Source organism: Streptomyces sp. SCPE 10 (assembly GCF_051980735.1).
GTDB lineage: Bacteria > Actinomycetota > Actinomycetes > Streptomycetales > Streptomycetaceae > Streptomyces > Streptomyces misionensis.
On record NZ_CP197069.1, the window covers coordinates 1465400 to 1479893 of the forward strand.

Here is a 14494-nt window from a genome sequence, read left to right on the forward strand (position 1 = left end):
GCGTGCCGGACAGGCCCCCTTGGGGACACATGTCCGGCACGCACGCGTGCGGCACCGTTTGCGGCCCCGTCCGGCGCGCGGCACGCCGTCAGAGCCAGGTCAGAGCCTTGTCAGGCCCTTGTGGGCGTCACCGTCCGGCGCTGTCCACGACGGCCGACCACTCGTCCAGGAGGGCCTGCGCGGAGGCGTCGTCGGGGCCTTCGGCCCACAGATGGGTGACGGCCTCGGCCGGGTCGGGCAGCACCATCACCCAGCGTCCGTCCGTCTCCACGACCCGCACCCCGTCGGTGGTGTCCACCGAGCGGTCCCCGGCCGCCTCGACCACCCGGCGCATCACCAGGCCCTTGACGGCCCACGGCGTGGCCAGGTCCCGCTTGAGGACGTGCGCCCGCGGGATCCGCGCATCGATCTGGCTCAGGGTGAGCTGGGTGCGCGCCACGAGGCCGATCAGTCGCACGAAGGCCGCCGTGCCGTCGAAGACGCTGCCGAACTCGGGGACGATGAACCCGCCCTTGCCGTCGCCGCCGAAGATGGTGCCTTCCGCGCCGCCGACGCGCGTGAGGTCGTCCGGCGACGTGGTCGTCCACTCGACCTGGGTGCCGTGGTAGGCGGCCACCTGCTCGGCGATCCGGGTGGTGGTGACGGGCAGGGCCACCCGGCCGCTGCGCCGTTCCGCGGCCACCAGGTCCAGCATCACGAGCAGGGCCCGGTCGTCCTCGATGATCCGGCCCTTCTCGTCCACGAGCGACAGCCGCTCGCCGACGGGGTCGAAGCGGACACCGAACGCGGCGCCGGAGGAGGCGACGATCTCACCGAGCCGTACCAGGCCGCTGCGCCGCATCTCGGCCGTCTCGGTGGGCCGGGACTCGTCGAGACCGGGGTTGATGGTCAGGGAGTCCACGCCGAGCTTGCCCAGCAGGCTGGGCAGCACCAGGCCCGCGCTGCCGTTGGAGGCGTCCACGACGACCTTCAGCCCGGACTCGGCGATGCCGGTGGTGTCGACGTTGCGCAGCAGGGAGCCGGTGTACGAGTCGAAGACGCTGGACGGGAAGTACAGGTCGCCGATCTCGCCCGGGAACGCCCGCCGGTATTCCTGGCGCGCGAACACGCGGTCCAGCTTGCGCTGTCCGGCCTGGGACAGGTCGGCGCCCTGTCCGTCGAAGAACATGATGTCGACGGAGTCCGGGACACCGGGCGTGGTGCGGATCATGATGCCGCCCGCGCTGCCCCGCGCGGTCTGCTGCCGGGCCACCGGCAGCGGCACGTTCTCCAGGTCGCGTACGTCGATGGCGCTGGCCTGGAGCGCGGAGATGACCGCCCGCTTGAGCGCCCTGGCGCCTCGGGAGTGGTCTCGGGCGGTGGTGACCGTGGAGCCCTTCTTGAGGGTGGTCGCGTAGGCGCCGGCGAGGCGTACGGCCAGCTCGGGCGTGATCTCCACGTTCAGGATGCCGGACACCCCGCGGGCGCCGAAGAGGTGTGCCTGGCCCCTGGACTCCCAGATCACCGAGGTGTTGACGAAGGCGCCGGCCTCGATGGTCTTGAACGGGTAGACGCGGACGTTGCCCTGCACGATCGATTCTTCGCCGATCAGGCACTCGTCGCCGATGACGGCGCCGTCCTCGATCCGGGCGGCTCGCATGATGTCGGTGTTCTTGCCGACGACACAGCCGCGGAGGTTGCTGTGCTGGCCGACGTAGACGTTGTCGTGGACGACCGCCTTGTGCAGGAAGGCGCCGCTCTTGACGACGACGTTCGAGCCGACCACGGTGTGCTCGCGGATCTCGGCGCCGGACTCGACCTTCGCGTAGTCGCCGATGTACAGCGGCCCGCGCAGGACGGCGTCGGGGTGTACTTCGGCGCCCTCGGCGACCCAGACGCCCGGGGAGATCTCGAAGCCGTCGATGTCGACGTTGACCTTGCCTTCGAGCACGTCGGCCTGGGCCTTGACGTAGCTCTCGTGAGTGCCGACGTCCTCCCAGTAGCCCTCGGCGACGTAGCCGTAGATCGGCTTGCCTTCCTTCATCAGCTGGGGGAAGACGTCGCCGGACCAGTCGACCGGAACATCGGGTTCTACGTAGTTGAAGACTTCGGGCTCCATCACGTAGATGCCCGTGTTGACGGTGTCGGAGAAGACCTGGCCCCAGGTCGGCTTCTCCAGGAAGCGTTCGACCTTGCCCTCCTCGTCCACGATGGTGATGCCGAATTCGAGGGGGTTGGGCACCCGGGTCAGGCAGACCGTGACGAGCGCGCCCTTCTCCTTGTGGAAATTGATCAGTTCGGTGAGGTCGAAGTCGGTCAGGGCGTCGCCGGAGATGACGAGGAAGGCGTCGTCCTTCAATGCCTCTTCGGCGTTCTTGACGCTTCCGGCGGTACCGAGTGGCTTCTCCTCATTGGCGTAGGTGAGCTCCATCCCGAGCTCTTCGCCGTCACCGAAGTAGTTCTTGACGAGCGAGGCAAGGAACTGCACGGTGACCACGGTCTCGGTGAGCCCGTGCCTTTTGAGCAGCCGTAGCACGTGCTCCATGATCGGGCGGTTCGCCACGGGCAGGAGCGGCTTGGGCATGCTCGAGGTCATGGGGCGCAGGCGTGTGCCTTCGCCCCCGGCCATCACGACGGCCTTCATGTCGGAAGCGTCCTCCTTGAAGAGACGACGGTCTAGCCGACTTCACCCGTCCAGATTGTCCCGCACTTTTGCACAGCGGGCCATCGAGGCGTTACGTCAGGACAATCGCCGGGCTCAATCGGCCACGGTGTCCGCACGCACCAATCGGCGGACTTGGACCACATAGAGCACTCCTGCCCACCAATACAGGGTTGTACCCCATCCGGCGAACGCCCATCCGAAAACAGCGGCGAGTGACGCGATCCAACCACTTCCGTCACTGAGGAGCAGGAGCGGGAAGGCGTACATGAGGTTGAACGTGGCGGCCTTCCCGAGGAAGTTGACCTGCGGCGGCGGATACCCGTGCCGGCGGAGGATTCCCACCATCACCAGGAGCATCAGCTCCCGCGCGAGCAGCAGCGCGGTCAGCCAGAGCGGGAGGATTTCCCGCCAGGTGAGGCCGACCAGCGTGGACAGTACGTAGAGCCGGTCGGCGGCCGGGTCGAGGAGCCGGCCGAGGCTGCTGATCTGGTTCCAGCGCCGGGCGAGTTTGCCGTCCAGGTAGTCGCTGACTCCGCTGAGCGCCAGCACGAGGAGGGCCCATCCGTCGCTCTTGGGTCCGCCGAACTCCGGCCTGAGGATCAACCACAGGAACAGGGGTACGCCGACGAGCCGCGCCATGCTGAGGATGTTGGGGATGGTGAGGACCCGGTCTGTTTGGACACGGGTCTCCTGGACCTCCACCCGGGGGCCTCCTGTGGGAAACGAGCCAACGATGCTCCCTGACTTTACCCCAACGCAAAAAAGCTCCGGCTCTCGGGCTGGTGCCCAAGAGCCGGAGCTTCAAAAGGAGTTCGGCGGCGTCCTACTCTCCCACAGGGTCCCCCCTGCAGTACCATCGGCGCTGTGAGGCTTAGCTTCCGGGTTCGGAATGTAACCGGGCGTTTCCCTCACGCTATAACCACCGAAACACTATGAAACTGACAACCAGCACAATGGTTGTTCGTGGTTTCAGAACCAACACAGTGGACGCGAGCAACTGAGGACAAGCCCTCGGCCTATTAGTACCGGTCACCTCCACCAGTTACCTGGCTTCCAGATCCGGCCTATCAACCCAGTCGTCTACTGGGAGCCTTACCCCATCAAGTGGGTGGGAGTCCTCATCTCGAAGCAGGCTTCCCGCTTAGATGCTTTCAGCGGTTATCCCTCCCGAACGTAGCCAACCAGCCATGCCCTTGGCAGAACAACTGGCACACCAGAGGTTCGTCCGTCCCGGTCCTCTCGTACTAGGGACAGCCCTTCTCAAGACTCCTACGCGCACAGCGGATAGGGACCGAACTGTCTCACGACGTTCTAAACCCAGCTCGCGTACCGCTTTAATGGGCGAACAGCCCAACCCTTGGGACCGACTCCAGCCCCAGGATGCGACGAGCCGACATCGAGGTGCCAAACCATCCCGTCGATATGGACTCTTGGGGAAGATCAGCCTGTTATCCCCGGGGTACCTTTTATCCGTTGAGCGACGGCGCTTCCACAAGCCACCGCCGGATCACTAGTCCCGACTTTCGTCCCTGCTCGACCCGTCGGTCTCACAGTCAAGCTCCCTTGTGCACTTACACTCAACACCTGATTGCCAACCAGGCTGAGGGAACCTTTGGGCGCCTCCGTTACCCTTTAGGAGGCAACCGCCCCAGTTAAACTACCCATCAGACACTGTCCCTGATCCGGATCACGGACCCAGGTTAGACATCCAGCACGACCAGACTGGTATTTCAACGACGACTCCACAACCACTGGCGTGGCCGCTTCACAGTCTCCCAGCTATCCTACACAAGCCGAACCGAACACCAATATCAAACTGTAGTAAAGGTCCCGGGGTCTTTCCGTCCTGCTGCGCGAAACGAGCATCTTTACTCGTAGTGCAATTTCACCGGGCCTATGGTTGAGACAGTCGAGAAGTCGTTACGCCATTCGTGCAGGTCGGAACTTACCCGACAAGGAATTTCGCTACCTTAGGATGGTTATAGTTACCACCGCCGTTTACTGGCGCTTAAGTTCTCAGCTTCGCCCCACCGAAGTGGAGCTAACCGGTCCCCTTAACGTTCCAGCACCGGGCAGGCGTCAGTCCGTATACATCGCCTTACGGCTTCGCACGGACCTGTGTTTTTAGTAAACAGTCGCTTCTCGCTGGTCTCTGCGGCCACCCCCAGCTCAGACCGTAAAGATCATCACCAGGTGTGGCCCCCCTTCTCCCGAAGTTACGGGGGCATTTTGCCGAGTTCCTTAACCATAGTTCACCCGAACGCCTCGGTATTCTCTACCTGACCACCTGAGTCGGTTTAGGGTACGGGCCGCCATGAAACTCGCTAGAGGCTTTTCTCGACAGCATAGGATCATCCACTTCACCACAATCGGCTCGGCATCAGGTCTCAGCCGTATGCAAGGCGGATTTGCCTACCTTGCGGCCTACACCCTTACCCCGGGACAACCACCGCCCGGGATGGACTACCTTCCTGCGTCACCCCATCACTCACCTACTAACCGCTTGGTTCAGCGGCTCCACCACTCCCCTCAACTCCGAAGAGATCAGGGCGGCTTCACGGCCTTAGCATCACGATGCTCGATGTTTGACGCTTCACAGCGGGTACCGGAATATCAACCGGTTATCCATCGACTACGCCTGTCGGCCTCGCCTTAGGTCCCGACTTACCCTGGGCAGATCAGCTTGACCCAGGAACCCTTAGTCAATCGGCGCACACGTTTCTCACGTGTGAATCGCTACTCATGCCTGCATTCTCACTCGTCAACCGTCCACAACTACCTTCCGGTGCTGCTTCACCCGGCAGACGACGCTCCCCTACCCATCACAACACCCGTTAGGGCTATATGCTGCAATGACACGACTTCGGCGGTACGCTTGAGCCCCGCTACATTGTCGGCGCGGAATCACTAGACCAGTGAGCTATTACGCACTCTTTCAAGGGTGGCTGCTTCTAAGCCAACCTCCTGGTTGTCTGTGCGACTCCACATCCTTTCCCACTTAGCGTACGCTTAGGGGCCTTAGTCGATGCTCTGGGCTGTTTCCCTCTCGACCATGGAGCTTATCCCCCACAGTCTCACTGCCGCGCTCTCACTTACCGGCATTCGGAGTTTGGCTAAGGTCAGTAACCCGGTAGGGCCCATCGCCTATCCAGTGCTCTACCTCCGGCAAGAAACACACGACGCTGCACCTAAATGCATTTCGGGGAGAACCAGCTATCACGGAGTTTGATTGGCCTTTCACCCCTAACCACAGGTCATCCCCCAGGTTTTCAACCCTGGTGGGTTCGGTCCTCCACGAAGTCTTACCTCCGCTTCAACCTGCCCATGGCTAGATCACTCCGCTTCGGGTCTTGAGCGTGCTACTAAAATCGCCCTATTCGGACTCGCTTTCGCTACGGCTTCCCCACCCGGGTTAACCTCGCAACACACCGCAAACTCGCAGGCTCATTCTTCAAAAGGCACGCAGTCACGAGAAACACCGAAGTGTTTCCGACGCTCCCACGGCTTGTAGGCACACGGTTTCAGGTACTATTTCACTCCCCTCCCGGGGTACTTTTCACCATTCCCTCACGGTACTATCCGCTATCGGTCACCAGGGAATATTTAGGCTTAGCGGGTGGTCCCGCCAGATTCACACGGGATTTCTCGGGCCCCGTGCTACTTGGGTGTCTCTCAAGCAAGCCGCTGACATTTCGACTACGGGGGTCTTACCCTCTACGCCGGACCTTTCGCATGTCCTTCGCCTACATCAACGGTTTCTAACTCGCCGACCAGCCGGCAGACTGATCAAGAGAGATCCCACAACCCCGCACACGCAACCCCTGCCGGGTCTCACACGCATACGGTTTGGCCTCATCCGGTTTCGCTCGCCACTACTCCCGGAATCACGGTTGTTTTCTCTTCCTGAGGGTACTGAGATGTTTCACTTCCCCTCGTTCCCTCCACACTGCCTATGTGTTCAGCAGCGGGTGACAGCCCATGACGACTGCCGGGTTTCCCCATTCGGAAACCCCCGGATCAAAGCCTGGTTGACGACTCCCCGGGGACTATCGCGGCCTCCCACGTCCTTCATCGGTTCCTGGTGCCAAGGCATCCACCGTGCGCCCTTAAAAACTTGGCCACAGATGCTCGCGTCCACTGTGCAGTTCTCAAACAACGACCAGCCACCCATCACCCCACCAGCAAAACCGGTGAGTGCACTGGGGCCAGCGACTGAGGAGAAGATCATTCCCTCAGACACCCAACAGCGTGCCCGACCAGAACCCGTCCGAAGATCAAGCGTTCCACGCTCCGAAGAGCAGTACTAGCAGCCTCCGACCCGAGATACCGGCCGAGTAGTCAACGTTCCACCCATGAGCAACCAGCATCAGACATTCGCTGATGTACTGGCCTCTGACCAGGCAAAGCCCGGTAAGAAGTGCTCCTTAGAAAGGAGGTGATCCAGCCGCACCTTCCGGTACGGCTACCTTGTTACGACTTCGTCCCAATCGCCAGTCCCACCTTCGACAGCTCCCTCCCACAAGGGGTTGGGCCACCGGCTTCGGGTGTTACCGACTTTCGTGACGTGACGGGCGGTGTGTACAAGGCCCGGGAACGTATTCACCGCAGCAATGCTGATCTGCGATTACTAGCGACTCCGACTTCATGGGGTCGAGTTGCAGACCCCAATCCGAACTGAGACCGGCTTTTTGAGATTCGCTCCACCTCACGGTATCGCAGCTCATTGTACCGGCCATTGTAGCACGTGTGCAGCCCAAGACATAAGGGGCATGATGACTTGACGTCGTCCCCACCTTCCTCCGAGTTGACCCCGGCGGTCTCCCGTGAGTCCCCAGCACCACAAGGGCCTGCTGGCAACACGGGACAAGGGTTGCGCTCGTTGCGGGACTTAACCCAACATCTCACGACACGAGCTGACGACAGCCATGCACCACCTGTACACCGACCACAAGGGGGGCACTATCTCTAATGCTTTCCGGTGTATGTCAAGCCTTGGTAAGGTTCTTCGCGTTGCGTCGAATTAAGCCACATGCTCCGCCGCTTGTGCGGGCCCCCGTCAATTCCTTTGAGTTTTAGCCTTGCGGCCGTACTCCCCAGGCGGGGCACTTAATGCGTTAGCTGCGGCACGGACAACGTGGAATGTTGCCCACACCTAGTGCCCACCGTTTACGGCGTGGACTACCAGGGTATCTAATCCTGTTCGCTCCCCACGCTTTCGCTCCTCAGCGTCAGTATCGGCCCAGAGATCCGCCTTCGCCACCGGTGTTCCTCCTGATATCTGCGCATTTCACCGCTACACCAGGAATTCCGATCTCCCCTACCGAACTCTAGCCTGCCCGTATCGACTGCAGACCCGGGGTTAAGCCCCGGGCTTTCACAACCGACGTGACAAGCCGCCTACGAGCTCTTTACGCCCAATAATTCCGGACAACGCTTGCGCCCTACGTATTACCGCGGCTGCTGGCACGTAGTTAGCCGGCGCTTCTTCTGCAGGTACCGTCACTCTCGCTTCTTCCCTGCTGAAAGAGGTTTACAACCCGAAGGCCGTCATCCCTCACGCGGCGTCGCTGCATCAGGCTTTCGCCCATTGTGCAATATTCCCCACTGCTGCCTCCCGTAGGAGTCTGGGCCGTGTCTCAGTCCCAGTGTGGCCGGTCGCCCTCTCAGGCCGGCTACCCGTCGTCGCCTTGGTGAGCCATTACCTCACCAACAAGCTGATAGGCCGCGGGCTCATCCTGCACCGCCGGAGCTTTACACCATCAAGGATGCCCAAGACGGTCATATCCGGTATTAGACCCCGTTTCCAGGGCTTGTCCCAGAGTGCAGGGCAGATTGCCCACGTGTTACTCACCCGTTCGCCACTAATCCACCCCGAAGGGCTTCATCGTTCGACTTGCATGTGTTAAGCACGCCGCCAGCGTTCGTCCTGAGCCAGGATCAAACTCTCCGTGAATGTTTACTCGGCCAAAAAATATTTCAGCCGGTTGGCACACACGGGAGCGGAACGACCGGAGGAATAGTCCGATCGTCCTCAGCGTCCTCGCTGTGTTTTTTCAAAGGAACCTCGACCATCGGTGATCCGATGGACGGGGTATCAACATATCTGGCGTTGACTTTTGGCACGCTGTTGAGTTCTCAAGGAACGGTCGCTTCCTTTGTACTCACCCTCTCGGGCTTTCCTCCGGGCGCTTCCCTTTCGGCGTTTCAAACTCTATCAGGGTTTTTCCGTCTCTCTGACCACTCTCCTGCGGGCATGCAGAAGAAGATCCAGAGTTAGGATCCGACGAGTTTGATTTCTGTCAGGCGAGGGCGCTTTCGCGCCGCTCCGTCCCGAGCAGGAGTACGACTGTACACGCGGCTTCGAAGAGGGTGCAAATCCAGTAGGTTGGTGGTCTAGACCACTACCTGGTAGTTTCATCCGGAACCGCCACCTCACATGACATACCCTGCTGCTCAGGCTCGCGAGCGGCTCCACTTCTGGGAGGCTCCCATGACCACCGTGACGTCCCCTCTCGCCGGACGCGCCATCGGGCTGGCCGCAGTGCCGGACCCGGTCTTCGCCGGAGCGATGGTCGGCCCCGGTACCGCGATCGATCCCGCGCGGGAGCCCTCCGAGGCCGTGTCTCCCGTGGCGGGCGTGATCGTCTCCCTGCACCCGCACGCCTTCGTCGTGGTCGACGACCAGGGACACGGTGTGCTCACCCACCTCGGTATCGACACGGTGCAGCTCAACGGCGAAGGCTTCGAGCTGCTCGTCAGCAAGGGCGACACCGTGACCCGCGGCCAGGCCGTCGTGCGCTGGAACCCCGCGGCCGTCGAGGAGGCCGGCAAGTCCCCGGTCTGCCCCGTCGTCGCGCTGGAGGCCACGGCCGACGCCCTGTCCGGCCTCCGCGACAGCGGTGACGTGAAGGCCGGCGACAGCCTCTTCGTCTGGAACTGACGGCAGTCGCCGTCAGCAGGACGGCGGAACAGGACGACCACCGCGGCGGGGGGCCGCCGCACTATCCGGAGACGGGTGAGATGGAGACAACGCTGCGAGGCGTCGGTGTGAGCCATGGCGTGGCGATCGGCGAGGTCCGGCACATGGGCACGGCGGTGCTGGAGCCGCCGGCCAAGCAGATCCCCACGCAGGAGGCGGGACGGGAGCAGGGCCGCGCCCGCCAGGCGGTGGACGCGGTGGCCGCCGACCTGACGGCGCGCGGCAACCTGGCGGGGGGCGAGGCCCAGGCGGTGCTCGAAGCGCAGGCCATGATGGCCCAGGACCCCGAACTGATGGCGGACGTGGACCGGCGGATCGCCGTCGGCAGCACCGCCGAGCGCGCGGTGTACGACGCGTTCGCGGCGTACCGGGAACTGCTGGCCGGGGCGGGCGAATACCTCGCCGGGCGAGTGGCGGACCTCGATGACGTGCGGAACCGTATCGTCGCCCGGCTGCTGGGCGTTCCCATGCCGGGCGTCCCGGACAGCGACCACCCCTATGTCCTGGTGGCGCGGGACCTGGCGCCCGCCGACACGGCGCTGCTCGACCCTTCCCTGGTGCTCGGCTTCGTGACCGAGGAGGGCGGGCCGACCAGCCACAGCGCGATCCTGGCCCGGGCGCTCGGCGTGCCGGCCGTGGTGGCACTGCCCGGTGCGGTCGAGCTGGCCGAGGGCACGGTGGTCGCGGTGGACGGCAGCACCGGAGACGTCTTCGTGAACCCCAGCGAGGAGAGCCGGGAGCGGCTGGCGGCGGAGGCCGCGGAGCGCAAGGCCGCACTGGCCGCCTCGACGGGGCCGGGTGCGACGGCGGACGGCCACAAGGTGCCGCTGCTGGCCAACGTGGGCGGGCCCGCGGACGTACCGGCGGCCGTGGCGGCCGGGGCCGAGGGCGTCGGTCTGTTCCGCACCGAGTTCCTGTTCCTGGACGACAGTGAGCGCGCTCCGTCCGAGGAGAAGCAGATCGCGGCCTACCGGCAGGTGCTGGAGGCGTTCCCCGAGGGCCGGGTCGTCGTGCGCGTGCTCGACGCGGGCGCGGACAAGCCCCTGGCGTTCCTGACCCCGGCGGACGAGCCGAACCCCGCGCTGGGTGTGCGGGGTCTGCGGACGCTGCTGGACCACCCCGAGGTGCTGCGCACCCAGCTGACCGCGCTGGCGAAGGCCGCGGAGGGGCTGCCCGTCCACCTCGAGGTGATGGCGCCCATGGTGGCGGACCGCGCCGACGCGAAGGCGTTCGCCGACGCCTGCCGGGAGGCGGGGCTGCGGGCGAAGTTCGGGGCCATGGTGGAGATCCCGTCGGCCGCGCTGCGGGCGCGTGCGATCCTCCAGGAGGTCGAGTTCCTGTCGCTGGGGACCAATGACCTCGCGCAGTACACGTTCGCGGCGGACCGGCAGGTCGGCGCGGTGTCGCGGCTGCAGGATCCGTGGCAGCCCGCGCTGCTGGACCTGGTGGCGCTGTCCGCGGAGGCGGCCCGCGCCGAGAACAAGAGCTGCGGTGTGTGCGGCGAGGCGGCGTCCGATCCGCTGCTGGCCTGTGTGCTGACCGGCCTGGGTGTCACCTCCCTGTCCATGGGCGCGGCATCGATCCCCTATGTCCGTGCGGCGCTGGCGAAGTACACGCTGGCGCAGTGCGAGCGGGCCGCGGCGGCGGCGCGTGCGGCGGACAGTGCCGAGGAGGCGCGCGTCGCGGCCCGAGGCGTGCTGTCCGGGGAGTAGCCGGGCGGGTGGTCGCCCCGGTGCCGGCGGGTGAGCCGGGTGCCGGGTGTGCAGGGGCGTCCCGCCTTCGGGTGGGGCGCCCCTGCCGTGTGCGGTGCCGGGTCAGTGGCGGTGGTCGTCGGTTCCGCGCTCCTCGCCGAGGTCGGGAGGTGCGCAGTAGTCCACGCCGGGTTCCGGGGCGATGAGGTCGCCGGTCTCGGCGTCGGTGCAGTAGGCGTCGAACACCTCGGCCGCGGTGAGCGGTTCGAGGGCGCCGGCGCGCAGCCGCCAGCCGTGGACGCGGTCGGGGGTGCCCGGGGCGCTGGTGCGCAGGACCAGTCCGCCGGGGCTGCGGGTGGCGAGGCCCAGGGCGAGGACGCTGGTGAACTCCAGGGCCTCGGCCTCGTCGAGCCGGGTGGCGCCGTGGGTGTCCGGCTCGCCGTGGAGGACCGAGACGAGGGTGTCCGGGGGTCCGGTGACGGTGCAGACGAGGTGCCGGTCCCCCGGGGGTGCGGTGTCGAGGATGCGGACCAGCAGGTCGGAGGCGCGGGTGAAGGCGGCGCGGCCGATGTCCTCGCCACAGGTGGGGCAGGGGCCGAGGCGGGTGAGCAGGGTGGTGGCGTACTCCCAGGTGGCCCGGCGGACGGCTTCGTCCACCAGGGCGGGGACGAGGGCGGCGAGCGGGCTGCCGTCGTAGGGGATGGTGGGGCCGGTGGCGGCGAGTTCCGCGGTGAAGCGGGTGCGGGTCGCGGGGAGGTCGGGGTCCAGTCCGGTCTCGGCGCAGTAGGCGGCGTAGTCCTCGGGGTCGAACAGGGCGAGTGTGGTGTGGCCGCCGTCCGCGGCGCGGCTCCGGAGGACGGCTTCGACCTGCCGGAGGTAGGTCGCGTGGTCGTCGAAGGTGAAGCTGCGGTAGCGCCGCATGGCGCGGAAGTCGTGTTCGTCGGCGAGCAGGCCGATGGTGCCGGCGATCTCGCGGCGCAGGACGCTTCGCATGCTGTCGTGGTCGGTGTGCGCCATGTTTCCCCCATTGCGCGCGGTCGTATCAGTGCTCACTCACCGTAACCGGCGGCACTGACAATGGGAGGTGCACGGCGTCTGCCTGCGGTTTTGTGTTCGTGTGCGCGGCGCGGACGGTACCGCGCCGCGCATACGAGGGGTCGGCGGGGTCAGGCGCGCTTGCGGGCCAGTTCCTCGTAGAAGGCGAGCAGGGCGAGGTCGTCGATGGAGCCGGGGTTGACCGCCTTCTCCAGCGGGGTGCCCTGGAGGAGGCGCTTGACGGGGACCTCGATGCGCTTGCCGGTGAGGGTGTGCGGAACGCCGGGCACCTCGATGATCTCGTCGGGGATGTGCCGGGGCGAGAGGTGTTCGCGGATGGCCCGCTTGATCCGGTCGACGAGGGCGCCGTCCAGGGCGGCGCCCGGGGCGAGGTGTACGAACAGGGGCATCCAGTAGCCGCCGTCGGGCTGTTCGATGCCGATGACGAGGGATTCCTTGATCTCGGGCAGGCGCTCGACGACCTCGTAGATGTCGGCGGAGCCCATGCGGACGCCCTGCCGGTTGAGGGTGGAGTCGGAGCGGCCGTGGATGATCACGGTGCCGCGGGAGGTGAGGGTGATCCAGTCGCCGTGGCGCCAGACGCCGGGGTAGGTGTCGAAGTAGCTGTCGTGGTAGCGGCTGCCGTCGGGGTCGTTCCAGAAGCGGACCGGCATGGAGGGCATGGGCTGGGTGACGACGAGTTCGCCCACCTCGTCCACGACGGGCCGGCCGCTGGGGTCCCAGGCCTGGAGGTCGGTGCCGAGGCCGGGGGCCTGGAGTTCGCCGGTGTACACGGGCAGCGTCGGCACGGCGCCCGCGAAGCAGGAGCAGACGTCGGTGCCGCCGCTGACGGAGGCGATCCAGAGGTCGTCGCGGACCTCGTCGTGCAGCCAGCGGAAGCCGTCCGGGGGGAGCGGGGAGCCGGTGGTGGCGACGCACTTGACGCGGGAGAGGTCGTAGTCGCGGGCCGGGTGGACGCCGGCCTTGCGGCAGGCCATGACGTAGGCGGCGGAGGTGCCGTAGAGGGTGGCGCCGGTGCGTTCGGCGACCTTCCACTGGGCGCCCGTGTCGGGGAAGCCGGGGCTGCCGTCGTACAGGATGATCGTCGTTCCGGTGAGCAGGCCGGAGACGAGGAAGTTCCACATCATCCAGCCGGTCGAGGTGTACCAGAAGAAGCGGTCCTCGGGGCCGAGGTCGCAGTGCAGGCCCAGTTGCTTGAGGTGTTCGACCAGGATGCCGCCCTGGGACTGGACGATGGCCTTGGGCAGCCCGGTCGTGCCGGAGGAGTAGAGCACCCACAGGGGGTGGTCGAAGGGGACCTGCTCGAAGACGGGTTCGGTGTCGCCCGCGGTCAGGGCGGACCATTCGAGGGTGCCGTCGGGGGCCTCGGTGCCGAGCAGCGGGATGTGCACGACGGCGCGCAGGGTGGGCAGTTCGCGGCGGAGCTCGGCGACGGTCTCGCGGCGGTCGTGCTCCTTGCCGCCGTAGCGGTAGCCGTCGACGGTGAACAGGACGACGGGTTCGACCTGCTGGAAGCGGTCGAGGACGCTGCGCGCGCCGAAGTCGGGGGCGCAGGAGGTCCAGACGGCGCCGACGGCGGCGGTCGCGAGGAGGGCGACGACGGCCTGGGGGATGTTGGGGAGGTAGCCGCTGATCCGGTCGCCGGGGCGCACGCCGAGGGCGCGCAGTTCGGCGGCGAGGGAGCCGACCTGGCGGCGCAGTTCGGCCCAGGTGACGGGCCGTGGTTCGTGGGTCTCGTCCACGTGCACCAGGGCGGGCCGGTCGGCGCGCTCGGCGGCGGCGCGCAGGGCGTGTTCGGCGTAGTTGAGGGTGGCGCCGGGGAACCACTGGGCGCCGGGCATGGCGCGGTCGCCGAGGACCCGCGTGTACGGGGTCGAGAAGCGCACGTCGAAGAAGTCGGTGACGGCTTTCCAGAACCTGTCCAGGTGGTCCACGGACCAGCGGTGCAGGGCGGCGTAGCCGCCGTCGGCCGGCGCCCCGTGCCGGGCCGCGGCCCAGGTCTGGAAGGTGGTGATGCGTGCCTCGGCGGTCCGCTCGGGATCGGGCTGCCAGAGCGGCTGGGGGTTCGCGGTCGACATGGGGGCGGCTCCCGGACTGTGCGCGTCGTGTGCGTCGGTCCGCGCA

6 protein-coding genes and 3 rRNA genes are annotated in these 14494 nt (G+C 65.9%); 2 read left to right on the forward strand and 7 right to left on the reverse strand.

Annotation, left to right across the window (positions count from 1 at the left end; all coding sequences use genetic code 11):
- Nucleotides 1-127: 127 nt before the first annotated feature.
- The 5 genes from ACSP97_RS06925 to ACSP97_RS06945 form a co-directional block, all read right to left on the reverse strand.
- Nucleotides 128-2623, reverse strand: a complete 2496-nt coding sequence (locus ACSP97_RS06925; protein ID WP_355155262.1) for a mannose-1-phosphate guanyltransferase — start codon at nt 2621-2623, stop codon at nt 128-130.
- A 114-nt stretch (nt 2624-2737) separates the two neighbouring features.
- Entirely contained in the window at nt 2738-3346 is a 609-nt protein-coding gene (locus tag ACSP97_RS06930; RefSeq protein ID WP_355155264.1) for a CDP-alcohol phosphatidyltransferase family protein, read from the reverse strand.
- A 108-nt stretch (nt 3347-3454) separates the two neighbouring features.
- A 5S ribosomal RNA gene (gene rrf / locus ACSP97_RS06935) occupies nt 3455-3571 on the reverse strand.
- 72 nt (nt 3572-3643) lie between these two features.
- Nucleotides 3644-6764: ribosomal RNA gene (locus tag ACSP97_RS06940) — 23S ribosomal RNA — on the reverse strand.
- Between the two features lie 308 nt (nt 6765-7072).
- Nucleotides 7073-8597 (reverse strand): 16S ribosomal RNA (locus ACSP97_RS06945).
- Together the 16S, 23S and 5S rRNA genes form the textbook arrangement of a ribosomal RNA operon.
- A gap of 537 nt (nt 8598-9134) precedes the next feature.
- Here ACSP97_RS06945 and ACSP97_RS06950 point away from each other — a divergent pair.
- Nucleotides 9135-9584: a PTS sugar transporter subunit IIA gene (locus ACSP97_RS06950; protein WP_355328542.1), complete on the forward strand. Its 450-nt coding sequence runs from the start codon at nt 9135-9137 to the stop codon at nt 9582-9584.
- Nucleotides 9585-9664: 80 nt separating this feature from the next.
- Nucleotides 9665-11335, forward strand: coding sequence for a phosphoenolpyruvate--protein phosphotransferase (gene ptsP, locus ACSP97_RS06955; RefSeq protein ID WP_355150159.1), 1671 nt, complete (start codon nt 9665-9667; stop codon nt 11333-11335).
- A gap of 102 nt (nt 11336-11437) precedes the next feature.
- Here ptsP and ACSP97_RS06960 read toward each other — a convergent pair whose 3' ends face one another.
- On the reverse strand, nt 11438-12331 hold the full coding sequence (locus tag ACSP97_RS06960; RefSeq protein ID WP_355328546.1) for a hypothetical protein: 894 nt from the start codon (nt 12329-12331) through the stop codon (nt 11438-11440).
- Nucleotides 12332-12480: 149 nt separating this feature from the next.
- Entirely contained in the window at nt 12481-14448 is a 1968-nt protein-coding gene (locus ACSP97_RS06965) for an acetoacetate--CoA ligase (RefSeq protein ID WP_440556790.1), read from the reverse strand.
- Nucleotides 14449-14494: the final 46 nt, after the last annotated feature.

What these genes read in the sequence shown, in the direction of transcription:
- ACSP97_RS06965 (WP_440556790.1), bottom strand. Translation starts at nt 14,448, where the DNA reads ATGTCGACCGCGAACCCCCAGCCGCTCTGGCAGCCCGATCCCGAGCGG.
- ACSP97_RS06960 (WP_355328546.1), bottom strand. Translation starts at nt 12,331, where the DNA reads ATGGCGCACACCGACCACGACAGCATGCGAAGCGTCCTGCGCCGCGAG.
- ptsP (WP_355150159.1), top strand. Translation starts at nt 9,665, where the DNA reads ATGGAGACAACGCTGCGAGGCGTCGGTGTGAGCCATGGCGTGGCGATC.
- ACSP97_RS06950 (WP_355328542.1), top strand. Translation starts at nt 9,135, where the DNA reads ATGACCACCGTGACGTCCCCTCTCGCCGGACGCGCCATCGGGCTGGCC.
- ACSP97_RS06925 (WP_355155262.1), bottom strand. Translation starts at nt 2,623, where the DNA reads ATGAAGGCCGTCGTGATGGCCGGGGGCGAAGGCACACGCCTGCGCCCC.